Here is a 20,969-nt window from a genome sequence, read left to right as displayed (position 1 = left end):
CGACCCGGTTACCGCACCACTGAAGCCGGTTGTGATCACGCAGCAGCAGCCGGACACAGCCGGAGCCTGGCACGCGGCCAAGTCGCCGGCGCGGGTGCCAGTGCTCCGCAGCACCGCGTCGCGGGCCAGGCCCGCGAGCACGCGGTCGAATCGACTGCCGCGCAAAGCCGCTTCCGCGCCGCGGCTTCGGCCGAATTGCGCGCAGTTCTACTCGGCATCGCACGCGGCGGGCACCTGCCCGACCTCGGCGATCGCGGCTAGTCACGCCTCACTTTCCGGTCACCCGGCGGTAGTGCCGCATGGACTTCGCCCGGTTGCCGCAGCCGGACATCGAGCACCAGCGACGGGTGCCGTTCTTCGACACATCGTAGAAATACAGCACGCACTCCGGGTTGGCGCAGTGCCGGATGCGCTCAGGCCGATCCCCCAGCAGCCGGAGGTAGTCGTCGACGGCGACCCACGCCGGGCCCCACGATGGATCGTCCAGCCGGAGCGTGCTCACCGGGCCGTCCGGTGAGAGCGATCGCACGAGCCGGCCGTGCTCCAGCACAGCGTTCACCCCGGCAACCGCGTCCGCATCGAGGTTCGGCAGGGCCGCGAGCAGTCCGTCAAGGGCCGACCTTGCCTGCAGCAAGCGGTCGAGCGTAGCGGCATCGACCTGCACTTCGACCTTGCCCAGCGCCTGGCGCACCAGCGGTGCGGTGAACCACGACGCCATGCCGTCGACCCCGTCCAGGAGGTCATAGTTCCCCGCGTCGTCGAGCCAGCGGGTGTTGTGCAGGTCGATCGACATCGGCTCGCCGACGAGCGGGCGGGGGTCGGCGCTTGGGTTTGGCGTCACCACAAGGGTCCTTCAAGGGTCGGGTCGTGCGGGCTACAACACGCAGTCTAACCCTTCATTCAGATATCAGTGGTTGACACCCAGGACTTGTAACCTTTAATGTCACTTTCACCGGTAGCGAGGCTCGTCTCGCTCCGATGTCTACCCCGAGGAAAGTGATGACTTTGAGCAGTGCCACGAAGCTGGCGACCGGCCACATCGGACTGAACGTGACCGACCTCGAGCGCTCCCTCGCCTTCTATGGCAAGGTGTTCGACTTCCAGGTGATGGCGGAGGGCAAGGAGAGCGACCGCCGCTGGGCCTTCCTCGGCCACGACAACCAGCTCCTCGTCACTCTGTGGCAGCAGAGCGAGGGCACCTTCAGCCCGGAGACCCCCGGGCTGCACCACCTGTCGTTCCAGGTCGACTCGATCGAAGACGTCAACACCAAGGCCGAGATCCTGCGCGGCCTCGGCGCGGAGTTCACCTACGACGGCGTGGTCCCTCACGGCGAGAACGGCACCTCCGGCGGCATCTTCTTCGCCGACCCCGATGGCACCCGCCTCGAGATCTACGCGCCCTCCGGCGCCGACCCCGCAGCCGCCCCGGTCGCAGGCGCCCCGACCTGCGGCTTCTTCTGAGCCGCCCCCAGTTAGAGAGAAAGGACTGCCGTGGCCACCTACCACACCGGGGAGATCGCGGTGCAGGACCGAGCCGAGCTCAGTGAGCAGGCGCGGTTCTCCCTCGGCGGCATCGGGAGCGCCGTACCCGAGGTGGCCGCGGCGTTCCTCACGGAACAACCGGCGATCTTCGTCGGCGGCCAGGACGCGGCGGGCCGGGTCTGGGCGAGCCAGCTCACCGGCCCACCGGGGTTCCTGCAGGCGCCGACCCCTCACGTGCTTACCATCAACGCGCTGCCCGAGCCCGGTGACCCGCTCACCGACATCCTGGCCGCCGCCTCCGGGCGACCGGCGCGGCTCGGGATGATCGCGCTCGAGCCCGCCACGCGTCGACGAATGCGGATCAATGGCCGCGCCGTCGCGGCGGGTAGTGGCCTGCGGGTCGACCTCGACCAGGTCATCGCCAACTGCCCCAAGTACCTGCAGAAGCGAACCTACCGATTCCTCGACCCGGATACCGACTCCATGGTCCTGCGCGAAGTCTGCGAAAGCGCTTCCCTAAGCCCGGCGCAGCAGCAGACCGTTCGTGAAGCGGACACCTTCTTCATTGCGTCCACTTCGGACTCCGGTGATGCGGACGCATCGCACCGAGGAGGAAACCCGGGGTTCGTCGAAGTCGTGTCCCCTCGGCTGCTGCGCTGGCCCGACTACGTCGGCAACGCGATGTTCCTCACGCTCGGCAATCTGCTCGTCCACCCGGCAGCGGGGCTGCTCTTCCCCGGCTGGGAGACCGGTTCGGCGCTGCACCTCACGGGAACCGCGCGCACCGTCTGGGATCCCGCGGTGGCGAGCGCCATCCCCGGTGCCCAGCGGGTGGTCGAGTTCGCCGTGGAGTCGGTGCGCGAGGTCCTCGGTTCGAGCCCGCTGCGGTGGAGCACGCCCGCGTACTCCCGCTTCAACCCGCCCGTGCGCTGACCGGGCCCAACGACAACAGGAGTCTTCCATGCGGATCACCGTGGACATGAACGTCTGCGAGAGCCACGGCCAATGTGTGTTCGCTGCGCCCGAGGTCTTCTCGTTCGACGACGAGGACTACCTCCACTACGACGCCGAACCCTCCGACGAACTGCGCGACAAGGTCACGGCGGCCGCAGCGAGCTGCCCCGTCCGCGCGATCACCATCGCCGGATGACGGCACCACTCGCGCGGGTGGTGATCGTCGGCGCGTCGCTCGCCGGGCTGCGCACGGCCGCGGCGCTGCGGGACCACGGCTTCACCGGAAGCCTCACGATCGTCGGCGACGAGCCGCACCCGCCCTACGACCGGCCGCCACTGTCCAAACAGGTCCTCACGGACGAAACGGCACCGGACCCGGCACTGCCCGTCCCCGAGCTCCTCGGCGCACAGTGGAAACTCGGCCGCTCCGCGGTCCGGCTCGAACCGCACGAACGCGTGGTTCTCCTCGACGACGGCACCGGCCTCCCCTACGACGGCGTCGTGCTCGCGACCGGCTCCGGAGCGCGCGGCTGGCCGGAACCCCGTCCCGTGCAAGGCATCCACACGTTGCGCACGCGCGAAGACGCGCTGCGGGTGCGAGCCGAACTACGCCCGGGACGGCGGGTCGTCGTAGTCGGCGCGGGATTCCTCGGCGGTGAGCTCGCCGCGGCGGCCCGTGCCCGAAGCGCCCACGTCACCCTCGTGGAAGCTTCTCGCCAGCCGCTGGAACGCGCCATCGGAGCCGCGCCGGGTGCGTGGATCGCCGGCCTGCACCGGGAAAGCGGTGTGGACCTCCGCACCGCCACCACAGTCACCGCCTTCCGAGCCGACGGCGACCGGGTGCGTGCCGTCGCGCTGTCCGACGGCACGGAGCACGCCGCGGATACAGTGCTGCTGGCTCTCGGCGGCACGCCGGCCACCGGCTGGCTTGCCGGCTCAGGCCTCGACCTCGGCCACGGCGTCCGCTGCGACAGCCGGCTCCGTGCCCTGGACCCGGCCGGCGCGGTCGTACCCGGCGTCGTCGCGGCGGGTGATGTCGCCCGCGTACCCCAGCCCTTGGCCGGCGGCGAGGCCATCGCACTCGGCCACTGGACGACGGCCACCGAGCACGCCATCACCGCCGCACGCACGCTGCTGGATCCCACGACCTCGGCGCCGCACACCGCGGTACCCTCGTTCTGGTCCGACCTCCACGGCGCGCGAATCCGGTCCGTTGGCCTCCCCACCCTCGCCGACGAGGTGCTGGTGCACGAACACGACCTGCCCGGCAGACATCTGAAGGTGACCTACCTTCGCCGGGGTCGCCTGATCGGTGCACTGACGGTGAACCGCACCCGTAGCCTCACCGCGTACCGCCGCGAACTCCACGCCGCGAGCGAGGCGTTCGCGCCCTGAGGCCGAGCGCCCCGGCCCGGCACCGGGCGGGGCGCTCGCTGAGCTCGCCGCCATTGGCAGCGCCGCGGGCATCGTCAGCCCGCTCGTGAGCTCGCTGGACACTGTCGAGGACCCGGACGCGATCCTGTGCCGCACCAACGGCGGCGCGATCGCGGAGATCCTCGCCCTGCTCACCGCCGGCGTCGCCGCGCGTGACCTGCAGGCCGGGCGCCGCACCATCCACCGTGCCTTTCAGCAGGTACCTGTGCCTGGTGGCGCTGCGGTTCCCTTCGAGTTTCGCAATGCCGCCCATACCGCCGGCCGCACGCGACCGGCGGTATCAACTGCGCCTGCGTAAAGGTCTCCACGGAAACGATCTCAGGATGCGCAGGTCGTCGTGACCGGACAACGCGTTCGGGATCCGCGCGCTTGAACCGCACGACGTGCCCGGCACCGACATCGTCGAGCTTGAGCAACGTTTCATGCTTGGTCCAGCGCCCGAAGATCGCGTACCCGGTGTAGCGGGGGTTCTCCAGGGTCGAACGAATGGTGCTGCCCTGCCAGCCATCGGCAAGCCTGTGTCGGTTCTGATTTGGCCGACACTCCGAAGGACACGCCTGCTGATCCAGCACACGGACCAGCCACCGAACCCCGATGTCACGTCAGCTCGCCGACCGGGAGCGCCGCAAGCGCCTTCTCGATGGCGTCCACCACGTCGAGCGGGGTGTGGCTGAGCGGATCGCGCAGCGAACGCCCCGGTGTCCACCTCGTGGCGCGCCGGAACGCGGCGGCTCGGGCGGGATCGATCGCGCTGATCGCCCCCAGCACCGCCTGGTACGCCTCGACGTCGTCGACGATGGTGGCCAGATCGCTGTCGAGGCCGAGCTCGGTGCGGGTCCGCCTGGGCCGGGGGTGCCGCTCGGTCCAGGTGTAGGTGCCGCTGCCGACCTCGTGTTCGGCGCCGGAGGGCAGCCGGACGACCGCGCGGGCGTTGGCGGGCACCTCGATGTCGAACCGCACCAGCTCGCCGTCCCGTCGCCATGCCGAAGACGCGCGCCCGTATGGCGTCTCGTGCCAGGCCGACGCGTCGTCCAGGAAATCGAGCAGCGTTGGCGCAATGCGGATGCGCCGGTATCCGGGCGCCAGCGGTGCCAAGCCGGCGACAACGCGGTGCAGCCAATCCGCGACGGCGCCGAGCGCGTAGTGGTTGAAGGACGTCATCTGGCCCGGGTTGATCGAGCCGTCCTCCAGCATCGAGTCCCATCGCTCCCAGATGGTGGTGGCGCCCATCGTGACGGGGTAGAGCCAGGACGGGCTCTCCGTCTGAGCGAGCAGGCGCGCCGCGGTGTCCACGTGGCCGGTCGCGGTCAGCGCGTCGCAGATGATCGGGGTGCCCACGAACCCGGTCGCGACGTGGTAGCCGTACGCCCGCACGAGGTGGCGCAGCCGCTCTCCCATCGCGGCTTTCTGCTCGCCCTCGACGAGACCAAACACGATCGCGACGGCGTAGGCGGTCGGCGCGTCGGACATCATGCGCCCCACGGCCGTGGTGTAGGTGGCGCGGAACGCCTCGCCGATGCGCGAGGCCAGTTCGCCGTAGCGGCCTGCGTCCTCGACCCGGCCCAGCACCGCGGCGGCCTTCGAGGTGAGATCGGCGGACCGGAAGTAGTAGGCCGTGGCGACCAGTCCGGGGTCCGTCTTGGCGCGGCCAGGCTGGTCCGGTGGGGCGTCCGGGTCGAGCCAGTCGCCGAACTGGACTCCGCTCTCCCACAAGGGACTTCCTCCGGTGCGCGCGGTGACCGTGTCCACCCAGGACTTCATGGCGTCGAAGGAATCAGACAGCGCACCGTGGTCGCCGAAACGTTCACTGAGGACGGTCGGCACCACGGTGATCGCGTCACCCCACGCGGCAACCGGCTCCAGCTGGCCCGGTACCTGGGGGATCACCGCGGGAACCACCATCGGGACCACGCCGTCGGCCGCCTTCTGCTCCAGGCACACGTCCTCCAGCCAGGACTGCAGGAACGCGTTGCAGTCGAAGAGGAACGACGCTGTCGGTGCGAAGACCTGGATGTCTCCGGTCCACCCGAGCCGCTCGTCGCGCTGGGGGCAGTCGGTCGGGATCGAGAGGAAGTTGCCGCGCATCCCCCACACGACATTCTCGTGGAGCCGGTTCAGCAGGCGGTGCGAGGTCGAGAAGCCGCCGGTGCGCCGCATGTCCGTGTGAACGACTGCGGCTGAGATCGCGGACGGCGAGAACTCGCCCGGCCAGTCGTGGATCTCGACGTACCGGAACCCGTGGAACGTCCACTTTGGCTCCCACGTCTCCTCGCCGTCGCCCCGGAGGGTGTAGCGGTCGGTGGCGGCGGCGTTGCGGAGCGGCCGCGTACCGAGTTCACCGTGCTCGAGCACTTCCGCGTGGCGCAGGGTGATGGTGTGCCCGCGAGGTCCGGAAACGGTGAGCCGCACCCATCCGACGAGGTTCTGGCCGAAGTCCAGAACGGTGTTCCCAGCCGGGGTGGTGATGACCTGCACCACGTCGCGTCGTTCGATCACGCGCACCGGCGGGCTCGTCCGGGGTTCCGGCCGCACGTCCGGGACCGCGACGAGAGCCACCGGGCTCCACGCGTCGTCGCCTTCCGCTGCGGAGCTCGCCCAACCCGGCTCGCATAGCCGCGCATCGTAGGTTTCGCCCTGATAGATGCCCGCCGAAACAACGGGGCCGAACGACCACCGCCAGTCCTCGTCGGTGATCACCGTGTCGGCAGTGCCGTCTTCGTACTCGATCACCAGCTGAGCCGCCGCCGCGGGGCTGCCTTCGTAGAACCGCCGGGCACGATCGCGGAACCCGAACGCCTCGGTGTACCAGCCACCGGCCAGTTCGATTCCGACGGTGTTGCTCCCCTGCCGCAGGTGGGCGGTCACGTCGGTGACGTCGAACAGCAGCCGCCATTGGTAGCTCGTCCACCCCGGCTTCAACACCGCCTCGTCCACGACGGTGCCGTTGAGGCGGACGTCGTAGGCGCCGAAGGCTGTCGCATAGAGGAAGGCCCGCCGGACCGGGCCACGCACCTCGAACCTCGTTCGCAGCAGGTGTGGTTCGTCCGAACCGGACCCGACGAACTGGCCACGCCACTCGGAGGAGCCGAGAAACCCCGCTGTCACCTCGGTCGGTGCGCTCCACGGCGACACCGACCCGTCGGTTCCCCGCACCCGCACTCGGACACCGGCGGTCTCGCGCGGATGCAACGGCGTGAACGGCCACGCGACGAAGACCGATTCGTCGCCCTCGATCGTCGCCGTGGTGCGGGCGCCGCCGAGAGCGAGCTCGACCTCCGCGCTCGCCTGGACCCAGTTGCCCGCGCCAGCCATCACCGTCCACGACAGCCGCGGGGACGCGGTCGCCACGAACGGTTCGGCGGACGAGCCGATGCGGGGAGCGTTGACAGTGACGGGAGCGTCACTCGTCATCAAAGAGCCTCCTTGGCGGTGAGGGCACTGGTCTTGGACGGCGAAGCCGGCGCTGGGCCGGACCCGGTGCGCAGGCGGCGGATGATGAGCGTTCCGACGAGGCCGGACACCAGCGCGAAGACAGCGAGCAGGTAGTACAGGCCGGCCGGGCTCCACGCGATCAGCGCGGGCGTGACGAGCGCGAACGCCGCAGCGATGAATCGGGCGATCGCGATCGTGAAGCCCTGCACCGTCGCGCGGGCGTTGACCGGGAACGACTCCTGGGTCCAGATCTTGTAGAGCGCCTCCCCCACAAAGGGAAACGAGACGTTGTACAGCACCAACGCAGCGATCATCGCCGGCAACACGACGCCGCCGGTGACGGCGATCAGGAGCTGGCAGGCGATGAAGACCACCACGCCCGTGGCGAAGAACCGGCTGCGCCACTTCGTGTCCGCGATGCGGGTGAACACGATCGTGCCAACGAGGCCGACCAGGGTGGTGCCGAACGACAGTCCCGTCGCGACGGTCTGGGTCGTACCGCCGACGGTGACGAGGAAGTAGGTCTTGAACGACCCGAAGGTGTTGGCCACCAACGTGAAGAACAGGTAGAAGAGCGCGGTCAGCGCGATCAGCAGGAGCGAAGTCCGGTTGCGCAGCAAGGCTCCGACCGGCAAGGCCTTGTCGGGGTCCACGCCAGCGGTGGTGTACCGGACCTGCGCCTCCTGCTCGAGCCGGCGGAAGGGCGGGTAGAACGAGCGGAACACGAACGTGGCCACTGCCAGCACGGCGAGGATGCCGAAGATCAGGCTGATGCCGGGCACACCCAGGCCGGACACGGCGAAGCCCAGCAGCGTCGCGATCACGACGCCGATCGTCCACATCACATGGGTGAAGGCGACGAGACGGCCCTGCGTTCCTTCGGGAGCCCGCTCGGAGAGCACGGCGAGCGAGGTCGGCAGGTCGGCACCAGCGGCCATGCCCAGCACGATCACGCCTGTCACGAGCACAGGCGCGCTGGGCGCCAGCGCCACGGTCACCGCCGCGGCCGCGTACACCAGGATCGTCAGCGAGAACATCCGGCCGCGGCCCACGAGGTCGGCCAGGCGCCCACCGGTCAGCGAGCCGACGGCGATGAACAGCGTCAACGCGGACCCGAGCACCCCGACCGTCCACACGTCGAGATCGAACGCCTTCTTCCACAGCGCCAGGCCCAAACCCACCGAGATGATCGCCCCGGAGTCCAGGAGCGACGCCATTCCCGCGGCGACCGCGAGCATCCAGTGTCTGCTTTGCAGCACGGCGGTTCCTGCGGCGCTGTTCTCGGCCATGAGATCTCCTTCTTCGTCGAAGCAGCACGCTGTTGGTAATACGTTTTACCTCGGCGCGGGAGGCATCACACCACATGACCTCTGGGTACCGTCAAGGCAGGAGAGCACGATGAGGTAAAACGATTCAATAACGCGATGGCTGGACTGCCCGAAGGCGGACATCACTGCGGGACGGTGGACGCCCGCACGACCAGCTCAGGGGAGAACTCGATCTGCGGCCGGGGTAGCCCGCCGGGCGCGTTGCCGGCCGAGTTCAGCGCGTCGATCTCAGAGAAGAGCAAGTCCGCCACGGCGGTCCCCAGCTCCGCTTGCGGAGTGCTGATCGTGGTCAGCGGCACGATCGTGGACCGAGCGAATTCGATGTCGTCGTACCCGACCACGGCGATGTCGGCCGGCACACGGACGACGTTCGCCCCGACGAAGGCCTGCACGACGCCGATGGCCAGCAGGTCATTGGCGCAGAACAACGCGTCGGGGCGTTCCGTGGCCGGGCGTCTCACGAGCGCCTCCGCACAGGCGATCCCGGCTTCGACCGAGCGCTCCGGCACCGGAATCACCTCGAGCGTGACGCCGGGCGCCGCATGGACGGCGGACAGCGCGCCGTTGAGCCGGTCGGCCACCTGCTTGAGCTCGAGTGACGAGGAGACGAAGCCGATGCGCTTGCGTCCCTGCTCGATCAGGTGCGCGGCAGCCAGCCGGCCGCCGGCGACGTGGTCGATCGAAACCGACGCCTGAGCCGGGGATTCTGCCCTGCGTGCGCTGAGCACGCTCGCGATGCCGATGGCGCGCATGCGGGACAGTTCGGCCTCCACGTTGCCCACGGGGGCGATGATCACGCCACTCACCTGCTGCTTGGCGAACAGCTGCAGGTAGCTGCGTTCGCGCTGCTCGGACCCGGTGTCGTTGGCCATCAGCATGTACATGCCCTCGGCCGACACCCGCCGCTCGATGGCGGCGGCGATCTCCGGGGTGGTGGCGCCGGCGAGCTCGAACGCGATGTAACCGATGACCGGGCTGACGCCGGTCCGCAGGGTACGCGCGGCGTCGTTGGGTACGAAGCCGAGCGTGTCGACCGCCTGTCGGATCCGCTGCCGCGTGCTCTCGGAGAGCTTCCGCGGCCGGTGGAAGTAGTTCGAGACCGAGGCCGGGGACACCCTCGCCAGCTCCGCGACGTCCCGAATGGTGATCCTGTTCAGCCGACTGTTCCTCTCCCCTCACGACCTTCAAGTCCATGTTAGTGCAGGTGCGGGTGATGCCGGCTCGCCCCACACCAGGTCGGCCGGACCGAGCTTGCGTCCGGATCCGGACAAATCCTTGCTCCTCATCCGGACGGTCCTCAAGATTTCCCCTGTCCGCCCGCACCAGGGCGCGGCTCGTTCGTACCGTCCCCACCGATCCCTCCACTCAACGGGGAGAAAGAGGCAGTCGAATTGAAACGATTCACTCGATCGAGAACGTCGTTGCTTTGCCGATGGGCCACCGTCGGAGTCCTCGCCGCCGTCACCCCCGCGCTCGTCACCACCCCTGGTCAGGCGTCTGCGACCGGCTTCCACACCGACGGCGCACCGAGTCTGAACACGTCCGCTTGGAAGTCCTACGTTCTCGGCCCATCGACGCCTGACGTGCACCCGGTCCAGGCCGAAGGCCGCGGCGACGTCACCCACCCGCAGTCCCTGCTGAAGGCGCACGGCCCGGCGACGACGCTCACCACCAAGGCAGGCGGCGCGCCGGCGTCCATCCTGCTCGACTTCGGCAAGGAAGTCGGCGGGACGCCCTATCTCGATCTCACGAAGGTCACCGGCTCCCCCACCCTGACCCTGGTCACGTCCGAGGCCCGGCAGTACATCCGCACGCCCGCCGCGACGACGGTGTCCACGGCTGCGGCCGATGGGGCCACCCAGGTCACCCTGGCCTCAGCAGCGAACCTCGAGGTCGGCAACACGATCACCTTCACCACGGCCGGCGGCAAACCCGTCACCCGCACCATCACGGCCTTCGACAGCACGGCCCGGACCGTGACCGTCAAACCCGCGCTGCCGTCGGATCTCGCCACGGGCACCGCCGTCTCCACCTCACCGGGGGCGCCGAGCTCCGACGAGTCCCGCGGCCTCGCCGGCGTCGGCGGTCCGGACACCTTCCAGCCCACCGGAGCGGGACGGCTCACGGGCGGATTCCACGGCGGCTTCAGGTTCGCCCTGCTCACCGTCTCCTCCCCCGGCAGCGTCAGCCTCTCCTCCCTCGGCGTGAACTTCCAGGCGTTCCGCGCGACGCCGGCGGATTACCAGGGTTGGTTCCTCTCCAGCGACGACCAGCTGAACCGCATGTGGTACTCCGGCGCGTACACGCTGCAGATGAACATGAAGGCGCCCGGGCTCAACAGCCTTCCCGACGCCCGCATCTACGACGGCGCCAAGCGCGACCGCAGCGTCTGGACCGGCGACCTGCTCGTGCAGATCCCCACCCTGCTGACCAGTCTCGGCAACGCAGGGGCGCCGTACGTGAAATCGTCGCTCGACACGTTGCTGGCCACCCAGCGTACGGACGGTGCGTTCCCCGGGTCACCGGACTTCTCGAAGCGCACCTCGCCCGCGGGTTCGCCCCTGTTCTACTCGAACAACTACTCGGGGTACGGGGCTCGCGCGTTCATCGACTACTTCCGCTACACCGGGGACAAGGCCTACATCACCGCGGCGCTTCCCGCGCTGCGCAAGGAACTCGCCTACAACGACACGTTCCTCACGGCCGACAACCTCGTGGTCTCCAACGACCGCGACTACTGGCAGGCAAGCCAGACCGGCGAAGTCACCAAGTACAGCATCGACTACTACATCCTCCTCAAGGAGATGGCGTGGCTCGAACGCTCTGCCGGCTCCGCCGCCCTCGCAGACGCCGATGACGCGAAGGCGGACGCCATCAAGATCGCGGTCATGGGCAAGCTGTGGAACTCGACGCTGGGCGCGTACGGCCAGAGCGGCAGCAAGCCCGACGTCCTCGTCGAAGACGCCAACGCACTGGCGCTGCAATACGGCTTCGTCCCGGCAGGAAAGGAAGCCGGTGTCCTCGCGGCCATGAAGACACTGTGGACGCCGTACGGCGCGATCATGGGCCCCGGGCTTCAGGACCCGACCGGGCACACCATCGAGCCGTTCGCCAACGGGATGGAAACGGCCGGCCGGTTCGCCGCCGGTGACACCGCCGGCGCGCTGGATCTCATGCGGCGCACGTGGGGCCCGATGATCGACAAGAAGAACCCCCTCTACACCGGTGCGTTCTGGGAGTTCAAGAACAGTGCCGGTGGCGTCAACCGCGCGACGGCCAGCCTCGCGCACGGGTGGGCCGCGTCGCCGTCCGTGCAGCTGACCGAGCAGCTCCTCGGTGTGACTGCCGTGAGTGCCGGCTACCAGTCCTGGAGCATCGCCCCGCGCCCCGGGACGGTCCGCTGGGCGAGCGGCGCCGTGCCGACCGCCTACGGAACCATCAAGACCGAGTGGACCTCCGATCCGAAGTCCGGCCGGTTCACGCTCACCGCGCAGACTCCCGCGCACACCACCGGGACCATCACGGTTCCGGTCGGCCGTAATTCGGTGATCACCGTCAACGGCCGCGCTGCCAAGGAACTCGGCTCCCGGGCGAAGACGTCCGACGGCTCCGTGGTCCTGACCGTTCCTGGTGGCACATACCAGATCACGGTGACACAGCGCTGATCGATCCTTCTCGATCCGAGCGGGCCGTTGTGGAGTGCGATCTCCGCAACGGCCCGCTCCACGCCGAAACCACTGCACCAATGGAGGTGTGAAGTGTTCGCAAAACCACCGAAAAGAACGTCGCCGTTGCTGACCATCTGCGTCTCGGCGGTGACCGCTGCCGCGCTGGTCGCTCTCGCGCCCACCGGAACCGCCCAGTCGGACCTGCGCAGTGCCGCACAGGTGGCCACTGAGCTGACGCAAGGAACCGACGGCCTGCAACCTCTGGCGGGCGGCCTCTCCACCGCCCAGTTCGCTCACCCGGACACGCGGTTCAAGCCGGCGATGCGCTGGTGGTGGCAGAAGCCGCTCGACGACACCGAAGCCCTGCGCGAGCTGCAAGTGATCGCCGACGCCGGATTCGGCGAAGTCGAAATCGCGTTCTCCTCCAGCGCTTGGGCCACCGACGAGCAGCGCACGATCCTCGGTCACGTGCTGGACAAAGCAACGCAGCTCGGCATCAAGGTGTCGATGACGATGGGCGCCGCATGGCCCGTGCAGACCCCCGGCACCGGCGTGGGCAGTGGGTTCGCGTCGCAGGAACTGCAGTACGGCCGAGCTCACGTCACCGGCGGACAGAGCTTCTCCGGGCCGGTGCCTCCCGCGATCGACGCCACCCAGCAAACCCAGCCCGCACAGCTGGTCGCGGTCACCGCGGCCCGCGTCGTGTCCGCCGGGCCCGACGTCACCACACCCGGCCAGCCGCCGGCGAAGTCGACGGTGCTGAATCCCGAGTCCCTGACCGACCTCACCGCCCAGGTGAAAAACGGTGCCCTCACGTGGAAAGCCCCCGCCGCGGGCGACTGGGAGCTGTTCGCGTTCTGGTCGCGTGAGAACAAGGGCAACTACACCAACCCCTTCGACGCCGACGCCTCACGCAAGGCCACGCAGGACCTCGATCAGATCCAGATCGGCAAGGACAACGCGCCGAAGCTGAAGAAATCCGGCGCCGACCTTTTCGAAGACTCGCTCGAACTGCACGCCACCTCCATCTTCTGGACCCCGAAGATGGAAAGCGAGTTCCGCGGCCGCCGCGGCTACGACATGGCCAAGTACCTGCCGCTGATGTTCGTGCAGGGCGAGTCGGACTTCCCCGTCCCGCCCAAGGAGCCGACACCGGACTTCTCCCTCACCGACGGCTCGGCGAGCAAGGTCCGCCACGACTACTACGAGACGCTCACCGACCTGTACATCGCCGATCACCTCGAGGTGTTCCAGGACTGGGCGAAGCAGTACGGCATGCAGTACAAGGCCCAGGCCGCGTATCTGCAGGACCTCGAACCGATCCGCAGCTTCCGCTCGTTGCAGAGCTTCGGGGGAAGGTCGGAGACGGAGTCCCTCGACGCCGGAGAGAACCTGCCGATCTCGCCCGACGACCCCGCCTGGCGGAACTCCCTCGCGTTCCAGCAGACGATCGCGTCCGGCGTGCACCAGGGAGGCAGTGACCTGCTGAGCGTGGAGCTCGGTGCGTTCTTCAAACCGGCGTACAGCATGAACCTCGACGACTACCGCGACCTGATGGGCAAGGAGTGGGCCGCGGGTGTGTCACAGCCGTTCATCCACGGCTTCGCCCTCCAGGCGCCCGACGCCGCGTGGCCTGGTACGACGCGCTTCAACGAGTCGGTCACCGATAGCTGGAACGACAAGAACTTCCCGCAGTGGTCGAGCTGGTCGGCGCTGAACAGCTACTTCGCGCGCGGCACCAGCGTTCTCGAGACGGGCACCGCGAAGACCGACGTCGCGGTCTACAGCGATTCCTTCCTCTCCCCGCGCGGACACCAGTCTCCGTTCGACGCCCAGCGGCTCGAAGAACAGGGCTACTCCGTCGAGTACCTCGACCCCCAGGGCCTGGCCCAGGATTCCCGGCCGGACCACGGTGAACTGTTCGGCGGCACCAGCGGCTACCGAGCGCTGGTGATCGATCAGCGGTCGATCACGCACGATGCCTCGGCCGCCGTGCTGCGGGCCGCGAAGGCGGGCGTCCGCGTCGTGTTCGTGGGCTCGCTTCCCGACCACGACACCACGTACGCCGGCGGCGCCAAGGGCGATGCGGAAGTCAAGAACAACGTCGCCGCGACGCTGAAGCTGCCGTCGGCAACGAAGGTGGCGACCCAGAACGACGTCGCCGGCGCGCTGAAGCGGCTCAGCCTCGTTCCGCGGGTCTCGTCGGGCGGCACCCAGATCCTCTCCCAGTGGCGCGAGGTCAAGGGTGGCGCGTACGTCTACCTCTACAACCCGTCCGACCACCCGGTCACGTTCACCCCGTCGTTCGGCGTCCAGGGTGTGCCGGCGGAGATGAACCTTTGGGACGGCTCGATCTCGCCGATCGCCCAGTACGCCACCGGCAACGGACGCACCAGCATTCCGGTGACCTTGCAGGGTGGTCAAGCCGAGGTCGTAGCGATCAACACGAACGCCAAGCCGGCCGTCCACGTCACCGGAAGCCTGCCCGAGGACGGGAACTTCCTCGTGAGCAACGGGAAGATCGTGTTCCGGGCGACCGAATCCGGCGGGCAGACGTTCCAGCTGTCCAACGGCCGCAAGACCGACGTCAACGCCGTGGTGCGCACGGACGATGACAAGCCGCTGTCTGGCATCCCGTCCAGCCGACCCTCCACCATCGACCAGTGGAGCCCGTGGGGGCTGACCGTGAAGACGGTGACGCCGACGGGCAGCGCGACGGTGTCGATTCCCAGCGGGCTCGGTGATTCGCAGTTCCAGCAGTTCAAGATGAAGGACTGGCGCGACATCACCCAGCTGAACGGCGAGTCCGGCGTGGGCACCTACACCGCCAACACCATCCTGCCCGACGGTTGGCACGCCAACGCCGCCGAAGGTGTGCAGCTGAACCTCGGCCACGTCGACGGAACCGCCGACATCACGGTCAACGGCCAGGTCGTCGGCACGCAGATCACAGACGGCCGTCAGTGGGACATCACCCGCTGGCTGCACCCCGGCACCAACACCGTCCAGATCGCGGTGCACACGACGCTGCGCAACGCAGTGTCGAAGTACAACAAGAAGTCGACAGCGAGCCAGCCTTATGGGCTTCGCGGGCCAGTGACGCTCACGCCGTACCAGGATTACGTCGTGTACAGCGGCAAGTAGTCCACGAAACAGAAGCGGCGCCGAGGAAGTTCCTCGGCGCCGCTTCTGTCTGCTCGGACGGTCAGGACACCGTGATGTGACCGCGCAACGGGAGGTCAGCCGACGAGGTGCCTACACCGACGGTGTAATTGCCTGGAACGACGGTCCACCCCGTGCTCGGGCTCAGCCAGACCGCGAGTTCGTCGCGCGGGACGTCGAGCGTCAGGGTCGTGCTCTGGCCCGGCTTCAGGGTCACCTTGGCGAACGCCTTGAGCTGCTGCGCCGGCTCTTGTGCCGCGTCGGGTGCCGCGACGTAGAGCTGGACGACCTCCGAACCGGCCCGCCGGCCGGTGTTGGTGATCGTCGCCTGGGCCTGGAGTCCGCCCCCTGTGCGGGAAAGACGCAGGTTGCCCAGACGGAAGGTGGTGTAGGACAGGCCGAAGCCGAAGGGGAACAGGGGCTTCTCGCCGGAGTGCTGGTACCAGCGGTAGCCGATCGCCAGGCCTTCGTCGTAGTACACCTGGACACCGTCGCCGGGGAACTCGACGGTGGTCTTGGCGGGCCCCTGCTGATCGGAGGCGGGGAACGTCTCGGGCAGGCGGCCACCCGGCTCTTCGTCGCCGAACAGCATGGCGGCCAGGGCGTTGCCCTGCTCCTGACCGGCGTACCAGTTGGCGATGACACCCTTGACGCTGCCCAGCCACGGCATCAGGACCGCGCCGGAGGTGTTGAGCACGACCACCGTGTTCGGGTTGGCCTTCGCGACCGCGGCCACCAGCTCGTTCTGGTCGGCGGGCAGAGCGAGTGTCGAGCGGTCCATGCCCTCGCTGGTCAGGTCGGCGAGGACCACCACCGCCACGTCGGCAGCGCGGGCGGCGTCGGCCGCCGCCTGGTGGAGCTTGTCATAGCCGGCCTGGTAGCCGAGCACCAGCGACGTGCGCGGCGCGCGGCCCCCGGCCGGCGCGGCCGACACGTAGGTGACCTCGAGGGTGTGGTTGCCCGCGGTCAAGGTGACCAGGCCGTTCTGGACGGCCTCGCGGCCGGGCAGAGCGGTGAGGACGTTCTTGCCGTCGATGCTCAGCATGGTCACCCCGCCGACGCTGAGGCTGAAGCGGTAACCGCCGGCTTCGGCGGCGTTGAAGGTGCCGGTGTACCGCGCGGACCAGCCGTCCGTCTGAGCCGCGACCGCCGCCGGAGTCGCGGTGACGTTCAGGGCCGAGACGGTCTCGGTTCCCAGCGGGTCACCGGTCAGGTCGGTGGCCGCGTAGTAGGTGGCCTTGAGACCGGAGCCGAACGCCGCCACGGGCACGGTCGGCAGCGCGGCGATGCCGAGGGTGCCCTGCGCGTAGGTGACCGGGATGGACCCGGCCCGCGCGCGGATCCCGGCCAGCGGCGTCACGACCGTGCCGTTGGCGTTGACGCTGCCCGAGCCGCCGCCGTGGGTCTGCGCGCCGGCGTCGGCGGCGTTGCCGATGACCGCGATGCCGCGGGGCCGAGCCAGCGGCAGCACACCGTTGTTCTTCAGCAGCACGCTGCCTTCGACGCCGATGCGCCGCGCCAGCGTGAGGTGCGCCGGAGTGGAAACCACGGTGTCGACGACAGTGGCCGGGTCCGGCAACGGGTGGTCGAACAGCCCGACGCGGACCATCGCCGTGAGGACCTGGGTCACCATGGTGTCGAGCTGGGCCTCGCTGACGCTGCCGTTCTGCACGGCTGTCTTGAGCGCGTCGCCGAGGTAGGTCCCACCGGGCATTTCGGTGTCGGAGCCGGCTTTGGCAGTCTGGAGCGTGCTGTGCGTGCCGCCCCAGTCCGACATGACCATGCCGTCGAAGCCCCACGCGTCGCGCAACGTGTCCTGCACGTTGACGCGATTCTCGTGGGCCCAGGTGCCGTTGACTTTGTTGTACGAGGTCATGACGGCGCCGACCTGGCCCTGCTGCACGGCGGCCCGGAACCCCGGGTAGTAGATCTCCTGCAGCGCGCGAGCGGAGACGACGACGTCGATCGAGTTGCGCAGGATCTCCTGGTTGTTGGCGGCGAAGTGCTTGACCGTCGAGATGACGTGGTTGGTCTGGATGCCGCGGATGGTGGCGGCCGCGAGCTGCCCGTTCAGGAACGGGTCTTCGGTGTAGGTCTCGAACGAGCGCCCCCAGTGCGGGAGGCGGAGGATGTTGATGCACGGCGCCAGCGCGATGTTGTGTCCCTTTGCCGCCTGCTCGGCGCCGTAGGCCTTTCCGTAGTCGGTCGCGGTGGCGGGGTTCCAGGTGGCGGCCAAGGCTTTGGAGTCGGGCCACTGCGTGACGCCGGTGGATCCGTTGCCGACCCCGCTGGGCCCGTCGGCCAGCCGCAGGGCCGGGATGCCGAGCCGGTCGTTGGCGGGGATGTGCCCGGTGAATCCCTTCGTGGCCGGAATTCCGTGGCAATAGGCGATCTTCTCGTCGAGGGTCATCTTCGCCACGAGCTGCCGGGCCTTCTTCACAGCCGCCTGAGCCTGAGGCGACGCGGGCGGTGGCGTGGCGAGCGAGCCGGCCGGCGGCGTGGCCGCGGGATCGGCCGCCGCCAGGCCGGCGGGGGTCACTGCCACAACACCGGCGGCGGCGACCCCCGCTCCGGACCACTTCAACATCGAACGACGGGTGACGTCCATCGATTGTCTCCTTCGGGGTGGGGTTTCCAGGGAGAGCTGTGTCCGATGTGGCCGGTCGGCCACATCGGACACAGCCGATCAGCTCGTGGCGGTGAAGGTGTACTGACCGGCACCGACGGTGTAGACGGCTTCGGCGATGCGGCGGGCACCCGGTCCGGAGGCCTGGACGTTCTTGCCGGCCGCGGCCGGGACGTGCACGGTGGCGGTGGCTCCCGGCGGAACCGTCACCAGGAGCCGGAACCCGTGCGCGGAGTTCGTCCAGGCGCTGCTCACCGTGCCGTACGGCGTCTGGTAGCTGCCCTCTGCGTGAGTCAGGCCACCAACGATCGCGGGCGCGATGGTGAGGTCGCGGTAGCCGACCGAACCGTCTGTCTGCTGGATGCCGGCGAGCCCGCGGATGAACCACGCGTCGACGGCGCCGAGGAAGTGGTGGTTCTGCGAGCCGCCACCGTCCAGGCTCTCCGACAGCGTGGTGTGGCCGCTGGCGATCAAGTACCCGTAGCCGGGCGAGGTCGGGTTGACGACCATGTCGTAGATGACGTCGTCACGGTTCCCCGCCTCGAGCGCCCGGAAGAGCGGCCCGAGGGCGACCGAACCGGTCGTGATGTGGTTGCCGGCCTTGCGCACCGACGCGACAAGGCGATCGAGCACCGCGGTGCGGTCGGCCGGGGCGACCAACCCGGCGTCGAGGGCCATGGCGTTGGAGGCTTCGCTGTCACTGCCGTAGTAGACGCCGGTCGCGTCGACGTGGCGGAAGCGCGTGGTGAACTCCGTGGCGAGCTGGGCGGCCAACGCGGTGTACTTGGTGTGGTCGGCGGTCTTGCCCAGGACCTGTGCGACACCGGCCATGTTGCTCGCCGCTGTGTAGTAGCCGGCGAGGATGGCCAGCTGCATCGGCGTGGTGTTGTCCGTCGCGGACCAGTCCCCGAGCCCGGGGATGTCACCGTTGTTCGCGGCCTTGTTCTTCGCTTCGTAGTCGAGCCAGGCCACCATGTTGTCGTAGAAGGTCGCCATCGTCCGGGTGTCGCCGTAGGTGAGGTAGAGCTGCCACGGGATGCGGATGACGGCACCGCCCCAGTTGACTTCGTCGAGGAACTCGATGGTGCCCTGGGGCTTCGTCTGCGTGGTGGGAGCGACGCGGTGGAACTCCGGGGCGATGTTGGCGATCAAGCCCGGCGACACGTCACCCGGCTGCCGCTGCGCGGTGGCCATGTTGCGCACGAGCTGGGGCTCGTAGGCCGACATGTCGTAGTCGGTGAGCAGGGCGTCGAGGTTCTGGAGGTTGTCGCCGGTGTACGGGCCCTTCTCGCGGTCCGGGCAGTCGGTCATGACCGACATCATGTTGCTCTGGATCGCCCGCTCGGTGATCGTGTGGATCTGGTTGAGCAGGTCGCTCGACGAGGTGAAGTCACTCGCGCTCGGGTTCGCCGCGTGGATGACGTCCACGGTCACGGTGTCCTTGGTCGGCGCCGTGAGCAGACCACTCACCTGAAGGTAACGGAAGCCGCTATAGGTGAACTGCGGGTGCCACGTTTCTTTGCCGTGTCCGGAAAGCGTGTACCGGTAGGCGATCTGGCTGCCCGGTTTCGCGCCGGTGCTGGCGACGTCCAAGGTGCTGTCGGCGGCGAGGTTCTCCGCCGGGATCATCGTTACGGTGTCACCCGCTCGTCCGGAGACCGACACGCTGGGCCAGCCAGAACGGTTGGCCCCGAAGTCGAGGATGTACGAGCCGTCGGCGAGCTTGCGGATGCTGGTCGGCCGCACGGTCTGTGCGACGGTGACCGGCGGGCGCGAGTTGGCGCGCAACGGGGTGGTGTCGCGCGGCGTCGTGGCTTGCGTGAGCGTGACCGGGCTCGCCTGCTGCCAGCCCGCGTTGGTCAGCGCGGCGGCCGAGGTCGGTGACTGGCTCGCTCGGCGGGCGTCGTACTCTTCGCCGCTCCACCACGAGGAGAAGGTGGTGGCGCCGAGCGCCGTCCGCCAGGTGCCGTCGCTGGAGACTATCTCCCGGTGCCCATCCTGGTAGGTGATCTCGAGCTGGGCGATGACCTTCGGTTCGCCGTACACCGTGTACTGCTCGAGGGTGCCGCCGAAGAAGTACCGCCCGGGCGTCTTCACGCGCTGGTAGGTGCCGCTGCCGGTTTGCATGCCGATGGTGTTCGTGCCCGACCGGAGTGCGCTGGTGAGGTCGTAGGTCCGGTAGTCGACCTCGGCGGAGTAGGTGGTCTGGCCCGGTTCGAGCACGGCGTCGCCGACCGGCCGGCCGTTGATCGTCGCGGCGTACATGCCGAGCCCGGTCGTGTAGAGGCGGGCCTGCTTGACCGCACCGTGCACGGCGAACGACTTGCCGAAGACGGGCAGCGGAGTTTCCTTGCCGTCCGGCTGGGTGTAGTCGTACGACGGGTTCTCGATCCAGCGCGCCGACCAGTCGGAGGCGGACAGCAGCCCCATCTCCCAGCTCGACGGATCACTCCAGGTCGAGACCCGCCCCGTGGCGTCCCACGTGCGGACCTGCCAGCTCACGTGGTCGCGGGAGTGCAGGGCCGGGCCGGCATACGGGATGTTCGAGGTGCTCGCGGAACGGACTTTCCCGCTGTCCCACAGGTCGCGTTTCCCGTGCTGGGACGGTGACTCGAGGGTCGCGCGGATCTCGTAGGCCGCCTGGCCCGCCGAGCCTTTCCCGGGCAGCCAGCTGAGCAGCGGCTTGCCGGCGTCGATCCCGATCGGGTCGGCGAAGTTCTCAGTCTTGAGTGAGGTCGGCTTCGCCGAGCTGCTCGGTGCGGCGGCAGCGGTTGCCGATCCGGACACGGCCAGCAGCGCGACGGCGAGGAGGGTGAGGACAGGGCGCCGGCGGTTCATCGGAAGTCCTTTCAGCCGGAAGTGGGGACGGGCGGGTTCTTGTCC

Annotated in this window: 13 protein-coding genes and 1 pseudogene; 7 read left to right on the top strand and 7 right to left on the bottom strand. The window is 68.8% G+C overall.

Annotation, left to right across the window (positions count from 1 at the left end; all coding sequences use genetic code 11):
* Positions 1 to 268: 268 nt before the first annotated feature.
* Positions 269 to 841, bottom strand: a complete 573-nt coding sequence (locus K1T34_RS39700) for a CGNR zinc finger domain-containing protein (RefSeq protein ID WP_255637892.1) — start codon at positions 839 to 841, stop codon at positions 269 to 271.
* A gap of 158 nt (positions 842 to 999) precedes the next feature.
* Between K1T34_RS39700 and K1T34_RS39695 the strand changes: the two genes are divergently transcribed.
* From K1T34_RS39695 to K1T34_RS53810, 5 genes are all read left to right on the top strand, one after another.
* Positions 1,000 to 1,461, top strand: a complete 462-nt coding sequence (locus tag K1T34_RS39695) for a VOC family protein (RefSeq protein ID WP_220239845.1) — start codon at positions 1,000 to 1,002, stop codon at positions 1,459 to 1,461.
* 30 nt (positions 1,462 to 1,491) lie between these two features.
* The gene (locus tag K1T34_RS39690) at positions 1,492 to 2,415 is read left to right on the top strand and encodes a pyridoxamine 5'-phosphate oxidase family protein (RefSeq protein WP_220239844.1); all 924 of its coding nucleotides are present in this window, start codon (positions 1,492 to 1,494) and stop codon (positions 2,413 to 2,415) included.
* A gap of 28 nt (positions 2,416 to 2,443) precedes the next feature.
* Positions 2,444 to 2,632 (top strand): ferredoxin, encoded by a 189-nt coding sequence (locus K1T34_RS39685; protein WP_220239843.1) that lies wholly within the window; start codon positions 2,444 to 2,446, stop codon positions 2,630 to 2,632.
* Positions 2,629 to 3,831: an NAD(P)/FAD-dependent oxidoreductase gene (locus K1T34_RS39680; RefSeq protein ID WP_220239842.1), complete on the top strand. Its 1,203-nt coding sequence runs from the start codon at positions 2,629 to 2,631 to the stop codon at positions 3,829 to 3,831. Before K1T34_RS39685 ends, K1T34_RS39680 begins: the two co-directional genes overlap by 4 nt.
* Before the next feature lie 85 nt (positions 3,832 to 3,916).
* Positions 3,917 to 4,168, top strand: a complete 252-nt coding sequence (locus K1T34_RS53810; protein WP_255638880.1) for a hypothetical protein — start codon at positions 3,917 to 3,919, stop codon at positions 4,166 to 4,168.
* A 46-nt stretch (positions 4,169 to 4,214) separates the two neighbouring features.
* Here the strand turns inward: K1T34_RS53810 and K1T34_RS39675 are convergent.
* From K1T34_RS39675 to K1T34_RS39660, 4 genes and pseudogenes are all read right to left on the bottom strand, one after another.
* Positions 4,215 to 4,442: pseudogene (locus K1T34_RS39675) on the bottom strand (recombinase family protein); the annotation flags it as partial.
* Between the two features lie 25 nt (positions 4,443 to 4,467).
* On the bottom strand, positions 4,468 to 7,281 hold the full coding sequence (locus tag K1T34_RS39670) for an alpha-L-rhamnosidase (protein WP_220239841.1): 2,814 nt from the start codon (positions 7,279 to 7,281) through the stop codon (positions 4,468 to 4,470).
* Positions 7,281 to 8,591: an MFS transporter gene (locus tag K1T34_RS39665; protein WP_220239840.1), complete on the bottom strand. Its 1,311-nt coding sequence runs from the start codon at positions 8,589 to 8,591 to the stop codon at positions 7,281 to 7,283. The genes K1T34_RS39670 and K1T34_RS39665 overlap by 1 nt, the downstream gene beginning before the upstream one ends.
* Positions 8,592 to 8,752: 161 nt before the next feature.
* A complete protein-coding gene (locus tag K1T34_RS39660) occupies positions 8,753 to 9,772 on the bottom strand; it encodes a LacI family DNA-binding transcriptional regulator (RefSeq protein WP_255638827.1) in 1,020 nt (339 codons plus the stop codon).
* A gap of 441 nt (positions 9,773 to 10,213) precedes the next feature.
* Between K1T34_RS39660 and K1T34_RS39655 the strand changes: the two genes are divergently transcribed.
* Positions 10,214 to 12,295: an alpha-L-rhamnosidase C-terminal domain-containing protein gene (locus K1T34_RS39655; protein ID WP_255637891.1), complete on the top strand. Its 2,082-nt coding sequence runs from the start codon at positions 10,214 to 10,216 to the stop codon at positions 12,293 to 12,295.
* Between the two features lie 93 nt (positions 12,296 to 12,388).
* The gene (locus K1T34_RS53805; RefSeq protein ID WP_255637890.1) at positions 12,389 to 15,442 is read left to right on the top strand and encodes a glycosyl hydrolase; all 3,054 of its coding nucleotides are present in this window, start codon (positions 12,389 to 12,391) and stop codon (positions 15,440 to 15,442) included.
* Positions 15,443 to 15,503: 61 nt separating this feature from the next.
* Here K1T34_RS53805 and K1T34_RS39645 read toward each other — a convergent pair whose 3' ends face one another.
* Both K1T34_RS39645 and K1T34_RS39640 read right to left on the bottom strand, forming a co-directional pair.
* Positions 15,504 to 18,068: a glycoside hydrolase family 3 C-terminal domain-containing protein gene (locus K1T34_RS39645; protein ID WP_220239837.1), complete on the bottom strand. Its 2,565-nt coding sequence runs from the start codon at positions 18,066 to 18,068 to the stop codon at positions 15,504 to 15,506.
* Positions 18,069 to 18,146: 78 nt separating this feature from the next.
* Complete coding sequence (locus K1T34_RS39640) at positions 18,147 to 20,924, bottom strand: alpha-L-rhamnosidase (RefSeq protein WP_220239836.1); 2,778 nt, start codon at positions 20,922 to 20,924, stop codon at positions 18,147 to 18,149.
* Positions 20,925 to 20,969 lie beyond the last annotated feature (45 nt).

It is taken from the genome of Amycolatopsis sp. DSM 110486, from assembly GCF_019468465.1.
GTDB lineage: Bacteria > Actinomycetota > Actinomycetes > Mycobacteriales > Pseudonocardiaceae > Amycolatopsis.
The sequence above is the reverse complement of the archived record's forward strand: the minus strand, read 5'-3'. Positions and strand labels throughout refer to the sequence as shown.

Excerpts from the sequence above, each read along its gene's own strand:
- K1T34_RS39695 (WP_220239845.1), top strand. The coding sequence starts at position 1,000 with ATGACTTTGAGCAGTGCCACGAAGCTGGCGACCGGCCACATCGGACTG.
- K1T34_RS39685 (WP_220239843.1), top strand. The coding sequence starts at position 2,444 with ATGCGGATCACCGTGGACATGAACGTCTGCGAGAGCCACGGCCAATGT.
- K1T34_RS39680 (WP_220239842.1), top strand. The coding sequence starts at position 2,629 with ATGACGGCACCACTCGCGCGGGTGGTGATCGTCGGCGCGTCGCTCGCC.
- K1T34_RS39670 (WP_220239841.1), bottom strand. The coding sequence starts at position 7,281 with ATGACGAGTGACGCTCCCGTCACTGTCAACGCTCCCCGCATCGGCTCG.
- K1T34_RS39665 (WP_220239840.1), bottom strand. The coding sequence starts at position 8,591 with ATGGCCGAGAACAGCGCCGCAGGAACCGCCGTGCTGCAAAGCAGACAC.
- K1T34_RS39645 (WP_220239837.1), bottom strand. The coding sequence starts at position 18,068 with ATGGACGTCACCCGTCGTTCGATGTTGAAGTGGTCCGGAGCGGGGGTC.
- K1T34_RS39640 (WP_220239836.1), bottom strand. The coding sequence starts at position 20,924 with ATGAACCGCCGGCGCCCTGTCCTCACCCTCCTCGCCGTCGCGCTGCTG.